The organism is Nocardia puris (assembly GCF_003315035.1).
GTDB classification, from domain to species: domain Bacteria; phylum Actinomycetota; class Actinomycetes; order Mycobacteriales; family Mycobacteriaceae; genus Nocardia; species Nocardia puris.
This window is the reverse complement of the sequence record NZ_QNRE01000005.1, coordinates 339,036-358,644: the sequence shown is the minus strand read 5'-3', so window position 1 is coordinate 358,644 and position 19,609 is coordinate 339,036. Positions and strand designations below refer to the sequence as shown.

Annotated in this window: 1 protein-coding gene; it reads right to left on the bottom strand. The window is 70.1% G+C overall.

What is annotated here, in order from left to right; all coding sequences use genetic code 11:
- Window positions 1-18,947 (bottom strand): non-ribosomal peptide synthase/polyketide synthase (locus DFR74_RS17300; protein ID WP_113975157.1); only part of this gene is annotated, 18,947 nt, incomplete at its 3' end.
- Between the last annotated feature and the right edge of the window lie 662 nt (window positions 18,948-19,609).

Genomic DNA, 19,609 nt, shown 5'->3' with positions numbered 1-19,609 from the left:
AGGGCTTTTCGGTCGAGCTTGCCGACCGGGGTCAGCGGGACCCGATCGATCACCATGATCGCCGACGGCACCATATACGCCGGGAGACGATCCTCCACATGCGCGGTCAGCGCCGCGACGTCGATCGAATTACCCGACGCCGCAACGACATACGACACCAGCGAGACCGCGCCGACGGCGTTCTTGTGGCCGACGGTGACCGCGAAATCGACCGTCTCGTGCGAAGCCAGGGCCGCGTCGATCTCACCGAGTTCGATACGGAAACCACGAACCTTGACCTGGAAGTCCGAACGGCCGACATACTCGACCTCACCGGTACGGGTCCAGCGGACCACGTCACCGGTGCGGTACATCCGCTCACCATCGGCATACGGGTTCGCCACAAACCGCTCAGCGGTGAGTCCCGGGCGCGCGTGATAGCCACGGGCCAACTGGATGCCCGACAGGTACAGCTCACCCGCGACACCCACCGGAACCGGCCTGAGCCGCGAATCCAGAATCAGCGACCGCATACCCCGAATCGGGCCACCGATCGTGACCGTCTCACCAACCACCAGCGGATCACTGATATTGGTCATGATCGTCGTCTCGGTCGGACCGTAACCATTGTGGAACGCACGAAGCTCACCGGAATCACCCAGCGGCACAGCCCACTTCGCCACCAACTCCGGCGGGCACGCCTCACCACCGGCGACCAACACCCGCAGACTGTCCAACCCACTCGGATCGAACGTCGCCAACGCCGCCGGAGTGATGAACGCGTGCGTGACCCGCTCACTGCGAATCAGCTCGGACAGTTCCTCACCGCCGTACACACCCGGCGGCACCACAACCAACGCGCCACCCGCACCCACCGCGAGCAACAACTCCAGAACCGACGCGTCGAAACTCGGCGACGCGAAATGCAGTGCGCGCGAATCGGAATCGAGACCGTACCGCTCGACCTGCTCCCGACTGAAGTTCGCCAAACCCGCATGGGTGACCACGACACCCTTGGGCACACCCGTCGAACCCGACGTGTAAATCACATACGCCGGATGCTCCGGACGCACCGGCCGCACCCGATCCGCATCCGTGATCGGACCACCCTCGAAGGCGTCCAGATCCAAATCCTCGAACACCAACCACCGCGCCGACTCCGGCAAACCCTCCCGCACCGAAGCCACGGTGATGCCCACCGGCGACCCGGAATCGGTCACCATGTGCGCGATGCGCTCGACCGGATAGTTCGGATCCACCGGCACGAACGCCGCACCGGTCTTCGACACCGCCCACGCCGCGAACACCGAATCCTCCGACCGCGGCACACCCACCGCGACCAGATCCTCGGGACCGATGCCCTCGGCGATCAGCAAACGCGCCAACCGATTCGAACGCTCATCCAACTCCGCATAAGACAGAGTTGCCCCCTCGAACACCACAGCAGCCGCCTGCGGATCAATCGCCGCCGCCTCACCCAACAGCTCCGGCAGCGTCCGCGACGGCACCACCGGCGCACCCGTGCGGTCGAGCAGATCGGTCAGCTCGTCGGCGTCCAGCACGTCGACCGCACCCACCGGCACCGACGGATCGGTGGCGATCGCGTCCAGCACGCGCGCCCAGCGGCGCACGATGTCCTCGGCGGTGGAGGCGTCGAACAGCTCCGTGGCGTAGGTCAGGGCCAGGGTCATGCCCGACTCGTCGTTCTCCGACAGGGTGAACTGCAGGTCGAAGCGGGCGACGTTCTCGTCCAGGTCCAGCGCCGCCACCGTGAGGCCGGGCAGCTCCAGCGACGCGCGCTCCAGGTTCTGGAAGGCGAGCATCACCTGGAACAGCGGGTTGCGCGACTGCGAGCGCTCGGGCGCCAGCAGGTCCACCAGCCGCTCGAACGGCACGTCGGCGTTGCCGTAGGCGTCCAGGTCGGTGCGGCGGACCCGCTCCAGCAGATCGGTGAACGGCTCGGCGTTATCGATTCCGGTGCGCAGCACCAAGGTGTTGACGAACATGCCGACCAGATCGTCCAGCGCGGCCTCGCCGCGGCCCGCGATGGGCGTGCCGACGGCGATGTCGTCGGCGCCGGACAGGCGGGCCAGCAGCACGGTGAGCGCGCCGTGCATGACCATGAACAGCGAGGCGCCCTGGCGGCGGGCGATCTCGTCCAGCGCCGCGATCAGATCGGCGGGCAGTTCGTGGCGCACGGTCGCGCCGCGGTGCGAGGCGATGGCCGGGCGCGGCCGGTCGGTGGGCAGGGTCAGTTCGTCCGGCACGCCGTCGAGGGCACGCTGCCAGTACTCGACCTGGCGGGCCAGCAGCGATGCCGGATCGTCCTCGCTGCCCAGCACCTCGCGCTGCCAGACGGCGAAATCGGCGTACTGCACGGGCAGCGGGGCCCAGCCGGGCGCGCTGTCCTGGGTGCGGGCGGTGTAGGCCACCATCACGTCGCGGGTGAGCGGGCCCATGGAGAAACCGTCGGCCGCGATGTGGTGCACCACGACGACGAGCACGTGCTCGTCGGGGCCCGCCGCGAACAGCCGGGTGCGCAGCGGAACCTGTTCGGCCACATCGAATCCCGTGCCGACGAACTCGGCGACGGCGGCCGCGAGACCGGACTGTTCGACGGGGACCGGGTGCAGGTCGAGCGCGATCTGCTCGGCGGGCACGATCACCTGCACCGGAGTGCCGCCGTGCTCGGGGTAGCGGGTGCGCAGCGATTCGTGCCTGCGCACCACGTCGGCGACGGCCAGGCGCAGCGCCTCCACGTCGAGCGCACCGGTGAGGCGCAGCGCGATAGGCAGGTTGTAGGCCGCCGAGGCGGTGTCGTACTTGTTGAGGAACCACATGCGCTGCTGCGCGAACGACAGCGGCACCAGTTCGTCGGCGGCGCGCCTGCGCGCGACCAGGCGCGCGCGGGCCGGGCCGTCGGCGTGCGATTCCACCCGCGCGGCAAGGGCTGCCACGGTGGACGCCTCGAACAGCACGCGCACCGGCACGCTGGTGCCGAGCGCCGCGCCGATGCGCGACACCACCCGGGTGGCGATCAGCGAGTTGCCGCCGAGATCGAAGAAGTCGTCGTCCACGCCGACCCGGGGCAGGTCGAGCACCTCGGCGAAGACCGCCGCCACCGTCTCCTCGACGGGGGTGACCGGCGCGCGGAATGCCTTGGCCTGCACCGCCGGTGCGGGCAGCGCCCGGCGGTCCAGCTTGCCGTTGACGGTGAGCGGGATCCATTCCAGGCGCACCAGCGCCGCGGGCACCATGTAGGACGGCAGCCGCTCGGCCGCGCCGGAGCGCACCGCGTCCAGATCCGGGGTGACGCCGGGCTCGGACACCACGTAGGCGACGATCCGCTGATCGCCGGGCTGGTCCTCGCGCACGATCACCGCGGCCTGCGCGATGCCCGGCTGCGCCAGCACGGCGGCCTCGATCTCGCCGAGTTCGATGCGGAAACCGCGCACCTTCACCTGATCGTCGGCGCGGCCCAGGTATTCGAGTTCGCCGAAGCGGTTCCACCGGGCCAGGTCGCCGGATCGGTAGAGGCGCGAACCGGGCTCGCCGAGCGGGTTGGCGACGAAGCGCGCGGTGGTGAGGTCGGGGCGGCCGAGGTAGCCGCGCGCCAATTGCGTTCCCGCGACATACATTTCACCCGCGACACCCACCGGCACCGGCTGCAGCCGGTCGTCCAGCACGTAGACCCGCAGGCCCGCGATGGCGCGACCGACGATGCTGCCGGAGGCGGCCTCGATGGTCGCCGCGTCCAGCGCGCGGTAGGACACGTGCACGGTGGTCTCGGTGATGCCGTACATGTTCACCAGCACCGGTGCGGCGCCCGCGGACCCGCCGGTCACACCGTCGCCGTGCCGGGCGACCCAATCCGAGAGGCGGCGCAGTTCGAGCGCCTCGCCGCCGAACACCACGTACCGCAGCGCGAGCGGGGCCGCGCCCACGGCCGCGTTGCGGTCGGCCTCGGCCAATTGGTAGAAGGCCGAGGGGGTTTGGTTGAGGACGGTCACCTTCTCATCGCGCAGCAGTTCCAGGAACTGCTCGGGCGAGCGCGAGGTGTAGTAGTCCACCACGACCACCGAGCCGCCGAACAGCAGCGGGCCCCACAGCTCCCACACCGAGAAGTCGAACGCGTACGAGTGGAACAGCGTCCACACGTCGTCGGCGCCGAAACCGAAGTCCCGATCGGTATTCGCGAAGAGTCGCACCACATTCCGGTGCGCCACCGCCACGCCCTTCGGGCGGCCCGTCGAGCCCGACGTGTAGATCACGTAGGCGACGTTGCCCGGGGTGAGGGCGGCGCGGCGGTCGGCGTCGGTGACCGGCGCGTCGTCGGCGTCCTCGACATTGCCCGTCTCGACGGCGAATCCGTCGACCACCACGGTGGGCAGCCCGGCGGGCACCGGCACCTCGACGGTCGAGTCCACGATCACGCTGGTGGGCCGCGAATCCGAGAGCACGTAGGCGATGCGGTCCGCCGGGTAGGTCGGGTCCACCGGCACGTAGCCCGCGCCCGACTTCACCACGGCCAGCAGCGCCACGACCAGGTCCAGCGAGCGCGGCAGGATCACCGCGACCAGCGACTCCGGGCCCGCGCCCTCGGCGATCAGCCTGCGCGCCAGCACATTCGCGCGCCGGTCCAGCTCCGCGTAGGTGAGCGAGTCGCCGCCGAAGCGCGCCGCGACGCGCTGCGGGTGGGCCGCCACCATCTGATCGAACAGGTCCACCAGGGTCAAACTCGGGTCGGCGAAGCGCCCGCCGCCGTCCTCGAGGCCCGAGGACACCCAGCGGTCCGAGACGTCCAGGCGCTCGGCCTCGCCCAGCAGGTCGATATCGCCGACGATCACGGCCGGGTCCTCGGCCACCCGGCGCAGGATGCGCACCAGGCGGTCGGCGAACGCGGCCACCGTCTCCGGATCGAACAGTTCGGTGGCGTAGTTCCAGGACAGGGCCAGGCCGCCGTCGCGCGCCTCGCCCACGGTCAGCTGCACGTCGAACTTCGCGGTGCCCGCGTCGAATTCGACCACGTCGAGCTCCAGGCCGGGCAGCGACACCGCGCCCGTGTCCGAGGCGGAGGCCGCCTCGAAGGTGAGCGCCACCTGGAACAGCGGGTGGTGCGCCTGCGAACGCGCGGGGCTGAGCACGTCGACCAGCCGCTCGAACGGCACGTCGGCGTGGGCGAAGGCCGCCAGGTCGGTGCGGCGCACCTGCTCGAGCAGATCGGCGAAGCGGCCGCCGAGGTCGATCTCGTTGCGCAGCACCAGGGTGTTGACGAACATGCCGACCAGATCGTCGAGCGCGCGTTCGCCGCGGCCCGCGATCGGGGTGCCGATCGCGACGTCGGCGCTGTTGGACAGCCGCGCCGCCCAGGTGGCCAGCGCCGCGTGCACGACCATGAACAGGGTGACGCCGTGCGCGCGCGCCACATCGGCCAGCGCCCGGTGCAGGTCGGCGTCCACCGAGAAGTGGTGCAGGCCACCGGCGTTCGACGCCACCTCGGGGCGCGGCCGGTCGGCGGGCAGCTCGATCTGGTCGGGCAGATCGCGCAATTGCTCGGTCCAGTAGGCGATCTGCCGCGCCGCGACCGACTCGGGATCGGCTTCGTCGCCCAGCACCTCGCGCTGCCACAGCGCGTAGTCGGCGTACTGCACGGCCAGCGGCGCCCAGGTGGGCGCCTCGCCCGCGACGCGCTCGGTGTAGGCCACCACCACGTCGCGCAGCAGCGGGCGCAGCGAGAAGCCGTCCGCGCCGATGTGGTGCATCACCAGAACGAGCACATGGCTCTGCTTACCCACCCCGTCGGCTCCGCCGACTGCCGTCCCCCTGGGCTCGTCGGTGGTGAGCAGCGTGGCGCGGTAGGGGATCTCGGTCGTCACATCGAAATGCGTGCTGGCGAGTTCCACGATGCGCGAGGGCAGTTCGGCGCCGGGCACCCATTCGGTCTCGAGGTCGAAGCTCACCTCGTCGACGGAGAGCACGCGCTGGTAGCCCTCGCCCTCCACCTCCGGGTAGATGGTGCGCAGCGACTCGTGCCGGGCCAGCACGTCGCGCACCGCGGCCTGCAGGGCCGCGGCGTCGAGACGGCCGGACAGGCGCACGGCGACCGGGATGTTGTTCACGGCGGTGCGGCTGTCGAAGCGGTTCAGGAACCACATGCGCTGCTGGGCGAGCGAGAGCGGCACCAGCTCCGGGCGCGGACGCGGCGCGAGCGGGGCGCGCCCGCCCTGCCCGGTGGCCGACTCCACCTTGGCGGCCAGCGCCGCGACGGTGGACGCCTCGAACAGCGTGCGCAGCGGGATCTGGGTGTCCAGCGCCTCGCCGAGGCGGGCCGCGACCTGGGTGGCGACCAGCGAGTTGCCGCCGAGGCCGAAGAAGTCGTCGTCCAGGCCGACCCGCTCCAGGCCGAGCACGTCGGCGAACGTGCTCGCCACGATCTGCTGCACCGGCGTGACCGGCGCCTGGAAGGCCTTGGCCTCGAACACGGGCTCCGGCAACGCCTTTCGGTCCAGCTTGCCGGAGGTGTTGAGCGGGAACGCGTCCAGCACCACGAACGCCGCGGGCACCATGTAGGCGGGCAGCTGCTCGGCGAGCGCGGACTTCACCGCGGCCACGTCCAGCGCCGCGCCGGGCTGCGCGATCAGGTAGCCGACCAGCTGATCGCCGGTGTGCTCGTCGGTGCGCACCACCACGACCGACTGCGACACCCCGGGCAGCGCGGTGAGCGCGCCCTCGATCTCGCCCAGCTCGATGCGCAGGCCGCGCAGCTTCACCTGGAAGTCGGTGCGGCCCAAGTACTCCAGCTCACCCGCCGGGGTCCAGGCCACCAGGTCACCGGTGCGGTACATCCGCACGCCGTGGCCGAACGGATCGGCCACGAACCGCTCGGTGGTCAGGTCGGGGCGCGTCACGTAGCCGTAGGCCAGCTGCGCGCCGGCCAGGTACAGCTCGCCCGGCACACCCACCGGCACCGGCCGCAGGCGCGAATCCAGCACGTACACCTGGGTGTTGAACACCGGCGCGCCGATCGGCACGGTGACGGTGTCGGCGTCGGTCACCTCGTGGAAGGTCACCTCGACGCCGGCCTCGGTGGGGCCGTACAGGTTGTGCAGGCGCGCGCCGGTCAGCTCGCGCAGCTTCTGCGCGGTGACGGCGGGCAGGCCCTCGCCGGAGGCGAAAACGTTGCGCAGGCCGGTGCATTCGGCCGCGCGCGGCTCGACCACGAACAGCGACATCATCGACGGCACGAAGTGCGCCGTGGTGATCCGCTCCTCGATGATCAGCTGCGCGAGGTAGGCGGGATCGCGGTGCCCGTCGGGCTTGGCGATCACCAGGCGCGCGCCGACCTGCAAGGGCCAGAAGAACTCCCACACCGACACGTCGAACGTGGCGGGCGTCTTCTGCAACACCACGTCGTCGGCGGCCAGGCCGTACTGGGCGTGGCCCCACACCAGGCGGTTGAGGATGGCCGCGTGCGAGACGGCCACGCCCTTGGGGCGGCCCGTCGAGCCGGAGGTGAAGATCACGTACGCGGTGTTGCCGGTGCGCAGCGGACGGTGGCGGTCGGCGTCGGTGAGCGGTTCGCCGGAGAAGCCGGAGAGATCGAGCTCGTCGATGCGCACCTGACGGGCCAGCGCCACGTCCAGGTCCGCACCCGAGGTGAGCACGCACACCGGGCGGGCGGTGTCGAGGATGTGCTCGATGCGCTCGGCCGGGTTGTCCGGGTCCAGCGGCACGTACGCGCCGCCGGCCGCGGTGACGGCGTACATGCCCGCGAGCAGATCCAGCGAACGCCGCATGCCCAGCGCCACATAGGATTCCGGGCCCACGCCGTTCTGCTTGAGCCACCGCGCCAGGCGATGCACCCGGTCGGCGAACTCGGCGTAAGTGAGACTTGTCCCCTCGAAAGTGAGCGCGACCGCGTCGGGGGTGCGCGCAACCTGCGCCTCGAACAGCGCCACCAGGGTCGCGGCGTCGTCGCCCACCGGGGAGGTGAGCGCGGCGTCGACGGCGAACTCGGTGTCGTTCCACTGGCGCAGCACCAGCGCGCGCTCGGCGTCGTCGAGCAGGTCGATGTCACCCACCGCGACCGACGGGTCGGCCGCGACGCCGCGCAGCACGCGCAGGAAGCGCGCCGCGAACGTGTCGGCGAAGCCGGCGTCGAAAAGATCGGTGGCGTAGACGATCTCGGCGTCCATCTCGGACTCGCCGCCCGGCACCTCGCTCAGCGTGAGCTGCAGGTCGAACTTGGCGGTGGCCTGGTCGACCTCCAGCTCCGAGACCGTCAGGCCGGGCAGCTCCAGCGAGGTGCGGCCGAGGTTCTGGAACGAGAGCATCACCTGGAACAGCGGGTGGCGCGCCTGCGAACGCGCCGGGTTGAGCACCTCCACCAGGCGCTCGAACGGCACGTCGGCGTGCGCGAACGCCTGCAGGTCGCGCTCGCGGACCCGCGCGAGCAGGTCGGTGAACGGTTCGGCGGTGTCCACGCCGGTGCGCAGCACCAGGGTGTTGACGAACATGCCGACCAGGTCGTCGAGGGCCTGCTCACCGCGGCCCGCGACGGGGATGCCGATGGCGATGTCGTCGGCGCCGCTCAGGCGCGACAGCAGCGTCGCGAACGCGCTGTGCACCACCATGAACAGCGTGGTGCCGTGCTCGTGCGCCACCCGGTTGAGGTCGTCGATCAGCTCGCCGGGCACCGCGAACCGGTGCGTGCCCGCCCGGTAGGAGGCCACGGTGGGGCGCGGCTTGCCGGGCAGGCGCAGCTCGTCGGGCAGGTCGGCCAGCGCGGTGCGCCAGTAGTCGAGCTGCTCGGAGATGAGCGAGGTGGGATCGTCCTCGTCGCCGAGGGTTTCGCGCTGCCACAGCGCGTAGTCGGCGTACTGCACGGCCAGCGGCGGCCAGCCGGGCTCGGAATTCGAGGTGCGCGCCACGTAGGCGGTCATCAGGTCGCGCACCAGCGGGCGCAGCGAGAAGCCGTCGGCGGCGATGTGGTGCACCACCAGGGCGAGCACGAAATCGCGTTCGCCGAGTTCGTAGACGCGCAGCCGCACCGGCGGCTCGGCGGTCACGTCGAAGCCCTCGGTGACGAATCCGTAGAGCGCGCCGGGCAATTCGCCCTCGTCGACCTCGGCGATCTCCAGCTCCGGGATGGCCCGCGTGGACGGCAGCACTCGCTGGTAGGGGGTGCCCTCGTGCGAGGGGTAGACGGTGCGCAGCGATTCGTGCCGCGCGATCACGTCGGCGACGGCGCCGCGCAGCGCGACCAGGTCGAGCAGGCCCTGCAACCGGACCACGGCCGGGATGTTGTAGGTACCGGCGGCCGCGGCGGTGTCGGCGTCGAAGCGGTTGAGGAACCACATGCGCTGCTGCGCGAGCGACAACGGCGGATGTTCGGGGCGGGCGACGGCCGTGAGCGCTTGGCGCACACCGGTTCCCGCGTGCGATTCGACGCGCGCGGCCAGGGCGCCGACGGTGGGCGCCTCGAACAGGGTGCGCACGCCGACCTCGGCGTCGAGCGCCTTGCCCAGCCGCGCGGCGACCTGGGTGGCGACCAGGGAGTTGCCGCCGAGCTCGAAGAAGTCGTCGTCCACGCCCACCCGGGTCACCCCGAGCAGATCGGCGAAGATCTCGGCCACGATCTCCTCGATCGGGGTCGAGGGCGCGCGGAACGCCTTCGCCTCGAACACCGGCGACGGCAGCGCCTTGCGATCCAGCTTGCCGCTCGCGTTCACCGGGAACGCGTCGAGCACCACCAGCGCGGCGGGCACCATGTAGCCCGGCAGCGTCGCGGCGACGCCGCTCTTGACCGCCGTCACGTCGAGGGTGGCTTCGGGTTCGGCCACCAGGTAGCCCACCAGCTGATCGCCGGCGTGCGCGTCGGAGCGCACCACGACCACCGACTGCGCGACACCGGGCTGCGCCAGCAGCGCCGCCTCGATCTCGCCCAGCTCGATGCGCAGACCACGCAACTTCACCTGGAAGTCCGTGCGGCCCAAGTACTCCAGCTCACCGTCCGCCGTCCAGGTGACCAGGTCACCCGTGCGGTACATCCGAGAACCCGCCGCACCGTAGGGATTCGCGACGAAGCGATCCGCCGTCAGGTCCGTGCGCTCGAGGTAGCCGAGGGCGAGCTGATCGCCCGCCAGGTACAGCTCACCCGCGACACCTACCGGCACCGGGTGCAGACGCGAATCCAGCACGAACACCCGCGTGTTCCACACCGGACGCCCGATCGGCACCGACACCTCGTCGGCGTCGACGACCTCGTGATACGTCACGTCGACCGCGGCCTCGGTGGGTCCGTACAGGTTGTGCAGACGCGCGCCGGTCAGTTCGCGCAGTCGCTGCGCGGTCGGCGCGGGCAGGGCCTCGCCGGAGGCGAACACCTGGCGCAGGCGCGGCGCGGCCGCCGCCGAATCACCGTTGCCGTTGCCGAGGGTGGAGACGAAGACCGACAGCATCGACGGCACGAAATGCGCGGTCGTCACACCGTGTTCGGCGATCACCTGAGCGAGGTAGACCGGATCGCGGTGACCGTCCGGCTTCGCCACCACCAGGCGCGCACCGGTCTGCAACGGCCAGAAGAACTCCCACACCGACACGTCGAAGGTGGCGGGAGTCTTCTGCAACACCACATCATCCGCACCCAACGGATACGAATCCTGCATCCACAGCAAACGATTCACGATCGCCGAATGCGAGACCGCCACACCCTTCGGGCGACCCGTCGAACCCGACGTGAAGATCACGTACGCGGTGTTGCCGGACCGCAGCGGGCGCACCCGCTCGGCGTCGGTGACCGGGGAGCCGTCCGTCTCCGCCGACGCGGGCAGATCCTCCACGAACAGCGACTCGACGCCCTCGGTCGTGAAATCGTCACGGCGCGTGGTCAGCACCAGGCTCGGCCGCGCCGTCGCCACGATGTGGCCGATGCGGTCGGCGGGCTGATCCGGGTCCAGCGGCACGTACGCGCCACCGGCCTGCAGCACCGCGTACATGGCCACCACCAGCTCGGTGGACCGGCGGATCGCCAACGCCACCAACGACTCCGGGCCCACGCCCGCGGCGATCAGCTCGCGCGCGATCTCGGCCGAGCGCTCCCGCAGTTCGCGGTAGGTCAGCTCCTCCGCCCCGTACACCAGCGCGACCGCGTCGGGCGTGGCCGCCACCTGCGCCTCGAACAGCGACACCAGGGTCGCCGGCGGCACCGCGTGCGCGGTGTCGTTCCAGTCCACCAGCACCTGCGCGTGCTCTTCGGGCGCGAGCAGGTCGATATCGCCCAGCGGCACATCCGGATCGGCGATGACCGCCGCGAGGATGCGGTCCAGGCGGCGCGCGAACGCCGCCACCGTCGGCTCGTCGAAAAGGTCCAGCGCGTAGGAGAATTCGGCCGACATGCCCGCGGCCTCGCCCATGCTGTCCTGGGTGTCGCGCAGCGTGAGCTGGAGGTCGAACTTGGCGAGTTTGGCGTCGTAGTCGATGCCGTCGACGTCCAGGCCCGGCAGGCGCAGCGTGGCCTGCTTGGTGTTCTGGAACGACAGCATCACCTGGAACAGCGGGTGGCGCGCCTGCGAGCGCGCCGGGTTGAGCACCTCCACCAGGCGCTCGAACGGCACGTCGGAGTGCGCGAACGCCTGCAGGTCGGTCTCCCTGGCGCGGTCCAGCAGCTCGGCGAAGCTGCGGGCGCCGTCCACCTCGGACCGCAGCACCAGGGTGTTGACGAACATGCCGATCAGGTCGTCGAGGGCGGCCTCACCGCGCCCGGCGACCGGGGTGCCGATGGCGATGTCGGAGGTGCCGCTGGCGCGCGCGAGCAGCACCGCCAGCGCGCTGTGCATCACCATGAACAGCGAGGCGTTGTAGCGGCGGCCCAATTCGATGAGGGCACGCTGGGTTTCGCCGGAGATGACGAACGCGTACGTGCCGCCCCGGTAGGAGGCGACGGGCGGGCGCGGCCGGTCCCACGGCAGCACCAGCTCGTCGGGGAGGTCGGCCAGTTCCTTGGTCCAGTACCGGATCTGGCTCGAGATGAGCGAGCGCGGATCGTCCTCGGAGCCGAGCACCTCGCGCTGCCACAGCGCGTAATCGGCGTACTGGACCGGCAATTCGGACCAGATGGGCGCTTCCCAGGTGGTGCGCGCGGCATAGGCGACGATCACGTCGCGCGCCAGCGGGCCCATGGACCAGCCGTCGGCGGAGATGTGGTGCACCACCATGCCGAGCACGTACTCGGTCTCGCTGATCTCGAACAGGCGCGCGTGCAGCGGCACTTCGCTGGTCACGTCGAAAGCCATGGAGGCCAGGTCGATCAGGTGGTCGAGCAGGGTGTCCTCGGTGACCCGGTAGGGGGTGAGGTCGGGCACGATCTGCGCCGCGTCCAGCACCACCTGCACGGGACCGCGACCGGTCTCGGGGAACACGGTGCGCAGCGACTCGTGCCGGTCGATCACGTCGATGACGGCGACCTGCAGCGCGGCCACGTCCAGTTCGCCGGAGAGGCGGATGGCGACCGGGATGTTATTGACCGCCGAGGAGGTGTCGAAGCGGTTGAGGAACCACATGCGCTGCTGGGCGAGCGAGAGCGGCACCTCGTCGGGACGTTCGCGCGCGACGAGCGCCTTGCGCGCGCCGTCACCGGCCTGGGTCTCGACGCGGGCGGCGAGCGCGGCCACGGTGGGCGCCTCGAAGACCGTCCGCACGGGGACGCGGGTGTCCAGCGCGATGCCCACGCGGGAGGCGACCTGGGTGGCGATGAGCGAGTTGCCGCCGAGGTCGAAGAAGTCGTCGTCCACGCCGACCCGGGGCAGGTCGAGGACGTCGGCGAAGACCTGGGCGACGATCTCCTCGATCGGGGTCGCGGGGGCGCGGAACTCACGCACCTCGAAAACAGGAGTGGGGAGGGCTTTTCGGTCGAGCTTGCCGACCGGGGTCAGCGGGACCCGATCGATCACCATGATCGCCGACGGCACCATATACGCCGGGAGACGATCCTCCACATGCGCGGTCAGCGCCGCGACGTCGATCGAATTACCCGACGCCGCAACGACATACGACACCAGCGAGACCGCGCCGACGGCGTTCTTGTGGCCGACGGTGACCGCGAAATCGACCGTCTCGTGCGAAGCCAGGGCCGCGTCGATCTCACCGAGTTCGATACGGAAACCACGAACCTTGACCTGGAAGTCCGAACGGCCGACATACTCGACCTCACCGGTACGGGTCCAGCGGACCACGTCACCGGTGCGGTACATCCGCTCACCATCGGCATACGGGTTCGCCACAAACCGCTCAGCGGTGAGTCCCGGGCGCGCGTGATAGCCACGGGCCAACTGGATGCCCGACAGGTACAGCTCACCCGCGACACCCACCGGAACCGGCCTGAGCCGCGAATCCAGAATCAGCGACCGCATACCCCGAATCGGGCCACCGATCGTGACCGTCTCACCAACCACCAGCGGATCACTGATATTGGTCATGATCGTCGTCTCGGTCGGACCGTAACCATTGTGGAACGCACGAAGCTCACCGGAATCACCCAGCGGCACAGCCCACTTCGCCACCAACTCCGGCGGGCACGCCTCACCACCGGCGACCAACACCCGCAGACTGTCCAACCCACTCGGATCGAACGTCGCCAACGCCGCCGGAGTGATGAACGCGTGCGTGACCCGCTCACTGCGAATCAGCTCGGACAGTTCCTCACCGCCGTACACACCCGGCGGCACCACAACCAACGCGCCACCCGCACCCACCGCGAGCAACAACTCCAGAACCGACGCGTCGAAACTCGGCGACGCGAAATGCAGTGCGCGCGAATCGGAATCGAGACCGTACCGCTCGACCTGCTCCCGACTGAAGTTCGCCAAACCCGCATGGGTGACCACGACACCCTTGGGCACACCCGTCGAACCCGACGTGTAAATCACATACGCCGGATGCTCCGGACGCACCGGCCGCACCCGATCCGCATCCGTGATCGGACCACCCTCGAAGGCGTCCAGATCCAAATCCTCGAACACCAACCACCGCGCCGACTCCGGCAAACCCTCCCGCACCGAAGCCACGGTGATGCCCACCGGCGACCCGGAATCGGTCACCATGTGCGCGATGCGCTCGACCGGATAGTTCGGATCCACCGGCACGAACGCCGCACCGGTCTTCGACACCGCCCACGCCGCGAACACCGAATCCTCCGACCGCGGCACACCCACCGCGACCAGATCCTCGGGACCGATGCCCTCGGCGATCAGCAAACGCGCCAACCGATTCGAACGCTCATCCAACTCCGCATAAGACAGAGTTGCCCCCTCGAACACCACAGCAGCCGCCTGCGGATCAATCGCCGCCGCCTCACCCAACAGCTCCGGCAGCGTCCGCGACGGCACCACCGGCGCACCCGTGCGGTCGAGCAGATCGGTCAGCTCGTCGGCGTCCAGCACGTGGATATCGCCCACGGCGACACCGGGATCGGCGGTCACGCTGCGCAGCACGCGCACGAACCGCTTGGTGAAGGAGACCACCGTCTCCTCGTCGAACAGGTCGGTCGCGAACTGCACGGCGGCCGACATGCCTTGCAGCTCACCGTGATTGCCGCGTTCCTCGGTGATCGTCCACTGCAGGTCGAACTTGGCGATGTCGACCTCGAGCTCGGTGGCGGTGACCGAGAGGCCGGGCAGTTCCAGCGCCGCGTGCGACATCTCTTGGAACGACAGCATCACCTGGAACAGCGGGTGGCGCGCCTGCGAGCGGGTCGGGTTCAGCACCTCGACCAGTCGCTCGAACGGCACGTCCGCGTACGCGAACGCCGCGAGGTCGGTTTCCCTGGTGTGGCCGAGGAATTCGCGGAACAAGCGGCCGCCGTCCACCTGCGAGCGCAGCACCAGGGTGTTGACGAACATGCCGATCAGGTCGTCGAGCGCCTGCTCACCGCGGCCCGCGATGGGTGTGCCGACGGCGATGTCCTGGGTGCCGGACAGGCGCGCCAGCAGCACGGCCAGCGAGGCGTGCACGACCATGAACAGGCTCACGCCCTCGGCGCGGGCCAGCGCGGCCAGGGCCTTGTGCAGGTCGGCGTCGATCGTGAAATGCACCGTGCCGCCGCGGAAACTCTGCACCGGCGGACGCGGGCGATCGGTGGGCAGCTCCAGCTGATCGGGCAGGCCGGCCAGCTGGCGGCGCCAGTAGGAGATCTGGCGGGCCGCCATCGACCCGGGATCGGCCTCCGAGCCCAGCAACTCGCGCTGCCAGACGCTGTAGTCCTGGTACTGCACCGGCAGCGGCGGCCATTCGGGCTCGGTGCCCGCCGCGCGCGCCAGGTAGGCGGTGGCGACGTCGCGGGAGAGCGGGCCGAAGGAGAAACCGTCGGCGGCGATGTGGTGCACCACGAAGGCGACCGCGTGATCGGGCGTGCCGTTGCTGGAGCCGCCGGTCACCTGGTAGATGCGGACCCGGATCGGCAGCTCGCGCGCCACGTCGAAGCCGGTGGAGGCGAATTCGGTGAGCACACCGGGCAATTCGGCCTCATCGATGGACTGCACCGAGATCGCGAGGTTCACCTCGTCGTCGGGGACCACCTGCTGGTAGCCGCCGTCGCCGGATTCCGGGAAGACGGTGCGCAGCGATTCCTGGCGCGCCATCACGTCGTTCAGCGCCGCCTTCAGCGCGCCGATATCGGCGTGGCCGCGCAACCGCACCACGAAGGGCAGGTTGTAAGTCGGTGCGGTGGGGTCGAATTGGTTGATGAACCACATGCGCTGCTGCGCCAGCGACAGCGGCACCCGGGCGGGCAGCTGCTGGGCGACCAGCGGCGGCCGCGCCGCCTCGGCCGGGCTCGCCGACTCCGCGCGCGCGGCCAGCCCGGCCACGGTCGGGGTCTCGAACAGCGCGCGCACCCCGATGCGGGTGCCGAACGCCGCACCCACCCGCGACACCACCTGGGTCGCGACCAGCGAGTTGCCGCCGAGGTCGAAGAAGTTGTCGTCGATGCCGATGCGCTCCTGGGAGAGCACGTCGGCGAAGATGCCCGCGACGATCTCCTCGGCGTGCGTGCGCGGTGCGCGGTAGCCGCCCTCGGCGGCGAACACCGGCTCCGGCAACGCCTTTCGATCCAGCTTGCCGGAGGTGTTGAGCGGGAACGCGTCCAGCACCATCACCGAGGCGGGCACCATGTAGCTCGGTAGCTGATCGCTCGCGAACCTTGTGAGCTCGACCGGGTCGATGGACTGGCCGGGCACGGGCACCACGTAGGCCACCAGCTGCTGACCGGTCGCGGTGTCGACCACCAGGACCGCCGACTGGCTGACCGCCGGATGGGCCAGCGTGACCGCCTCGATCTCGCCCAGCTCGATGCGCTGGCCGCGGAACTTCACCTGGAAGTCGGTGCGGCCGATGTATTCCAGCGTGCCCGCCGGATTCCAGCGCACCAGGTCGCCGGTGCGGTACATGCGTTCGCCGTTCGTGCTGAACGGGTTGGCCACGAACCGATCCGAGGTCAGATCCGGCCTGCCGCGGTACCCGCGCGCCAGCTGGCGCCCACCCAGGTACAGCTCGCCCGGCGCGCCGATCGCGGCCGGACGCAGCCGCGAATCCAGCACGTAGACTTCGACATTCCACTCCGGGATGCCGATCGGCACGGTGACCGTGTCGGCGGCGGTGGCCTCCCAGTAGGTCACCGAGACGGCAGCCTCGGTGGGGCCGTACAGGTTGTGCAGACCGGCTGAGGTGATCGCGCGGAAACCCGCGGCCGTCTCTGGCGGCAGCGCCTCACCGATCACGAAAACCCCGCGCAGCGTGGCACATTGGGCCTCGGTGGCGTGCGTGACGAACACGGTGAGCATGGACGGCACGAAGTCCGTCAGGGTCACGCGGTGCTTCTCGATCATGTCCGCCACGTACAGCGGATCGCGGTGCCCGTCGGGCGTCGCGACGAGCAGCTTCGCGCCCACCATCAGCGGCAGGAAGTAGCCCCACAGCGAGACGTCGAAGGTGGTGGCCGTCTTCTGCAGGTAGACGTCGTCGGCGGTGATCCGGTACTCGTCCAGCATCCACAGCTGCTGGTTGACGATCGCGTGGTGGGTGACCGCCACGCCCTTCGGGCGGCCGGTCGATCCGGAGGTGTAGATGACGTAGGCGGTGTTGTCCGGGCGCAGCGGCGCGCGACGGTCCGCGTCGATAACCGGCGCGTCGGAGAATGCCGAGGTGTCGAGGGTGTCGATCTCGACGCGGCGCACCGACTCGGGCAGTTCCAGCTCGTCGCCGGACACCGTGAGCACGCACACCGGGTCGGCGCTGTCGAGGATGTAGGCGGTGCGATCGGCCGGGTGGTCCGGGTCGATCGGCACGTACGCGCCGCCGGCCTTCAGCACCGCGTGCATGCCGATCACCAGCTCCAGCGACCGGCGCATACCGAGCGCGACCAGCGATTCGGGGCCTACACCGTCGGCGATCAGGAACCGGGCCAGCCGGTTCACCCGCGCGCCGAACTCGGCGTAGGTGAGCGACTCGCCCTCGAACTCGACGGCGACGTTGCCGGGGGTGCGCGGGATCTGCGCGTCCAGCAGGGCCGAGAGCGTGGTGACCGGCACGTCGTGCTCGGCGTCGTTCCACTCGGTGAGCGCCCGCTCGCGTTCGGTCTCGGTGGTGACCGGCAGGTCCCACACCCGCGCCTCGGCGTCGGCGGCCAGGAAGCGGTCGAAGAACTCCAGGAAACGCGCGTGGTGGGCGCGGGCCTCGGCCTCGGTGTAGAGGTTCGGGTTGGTCTCGAAGTCGATGTGGGAGTGGTTGCCCGCCGACTGGTAGAAGTTGACGCCCAGGTCCTCGATGCTGCCGGTGGACAGCACGTTGAGCCTGCCCACCATCGGGCCCAGCGTCATCTCGCTGTGGAACAGCATGATGTTGACCCACGGGCCGAAGAACTCCGTGGTGACCACGCCGTCGCCCGCGCTGTCGCGGCGAATGTCCTCGTGGCGGTAGCGCTGGTGGCGCAGCGCGCCCGACACCTCCACCTGCACCGACTTGAGCAGGTCGGCGACCGTCGTCTCGGGCGAGACCCGCAGCCGCAGCGGCACGATGTTCGAGGTGACGCCGCCGGAGCGGCGCATCGCGGCGGTGGTGCGCGCGGTGACCGGCAGGCTCAGGATCACGTCCTCGGCGCCCGTCAGCTGCGCCAGGTAGCCGGCGAAGGCGGCGATCAGCAGGCCCGCGGGCGAGTTGTCGTGGCGCGCGACGGCCGCGGTGAGCAGCGCGTCCTGCTCCTCGGAGAGCGCCGCGCTGGCGATGCCGTTGACCGGGGCGGGGGGCGCGGAGCGGCCCGCGAGGCTGGAGCCCTCCTCCAGGCCCGCGACGCGCTCGGCCCAGTGCCGCTTGTCGGTCTCGAAGCGGGAGCTCTCGCGGTAGGCGATCTCCTGCTCGTAGAGGGTGCGCAGATCGGTCGCCTTGGCCGGGTTCGGCTCGGTGCCGGTGACGGCGGCCGTGTAGTGCTCGGCGATGCGGTTCATGAACGTCATCGCGCCGAAGCCGTCCAGGGCGATGTGGTGGGCGCGCGAATACCAGTACCAGTGGTCGTCGGCCAGGCGCAGCGCGGCGGCGCGGATCAACCGGTCCTCGACGATGTCGAGCGGGCGGCTGTACTCCGCGCGCATCCACTCGGCGGCCGCGGCCGCCGGATCGGCCTCGCCGCGCAGGTCCACGTACTCGAGGGTGGAGTCCAGCGACGGGTCGACGGTCTGCCACGGTTCGCCGTCGCGTTCGACGACCTTCAGGAAGCCGGAGCCCATCTCCAGGGCGGCGGCGCGGCTGGCCCGCTCTAGTACGTCGACGTCCAGGTCACCCCGGAGGTCGACGTACTGGGCGATATTGATCGGCACCTGCGGATCGACGTGCTGGGCATACCAGATGCCCAGCTGCGCGGGCGACAGCGGGAAGTACTCGCCACCAGCTTCGCCGTTCCCGCCGAAATCCAGCCGGTCCAACCGTAACCTCGCTTCCGGAACACCACGCAAGCGCTCCCCGACGACACCCGGACGCCGACGCACACCTATCCGAGCGTGGCGCCTGCGTCCCCGGGTTCAGTTCTCATATCAATCAGGCAAAAAAGTTCATTGGCACTATCTGTCCGCCGGACCGCTGTCGTTACATGGGCCCGCCAGCACCCAACACCCACCGACCGGCCGAACCGGGACACTCTTCGCTGATCACCGGAACAATCTACCGTCGCCTCCCACACCCGACCAACCACGATCCATAGCTCTGGGGTATCACACCAGGCAGCGCCACCGCGCGCCTTTCCCCGATTCGCTGTCGTTGTCGTCACACCAGGGGGTGCGGGGTGCGGGTTGCGGGGTGAGCCGGGCCACAACCGTCGGCGGCGGGCACGATGGCGTTCATCCCCGGACTCGGGGTGCGCGGAGGGTGATCCGGACATTCGCGGCATAGAGATAAGGAATGACCAACGGCAGCGCCCAGAGCCGCGAACGGAAGCGCACACCGGGACTCCGCACCCGCGGGCGCGGAGTCGATCGCATACTCATGCACCCGAACCGGCTCACATGCGCGTTGGCGCATAACTTATGCATATCTTGCGTATACCCATGTTGTGCGCACACTGGGCGAGATCGTGGCGCCGGGTTCGAGC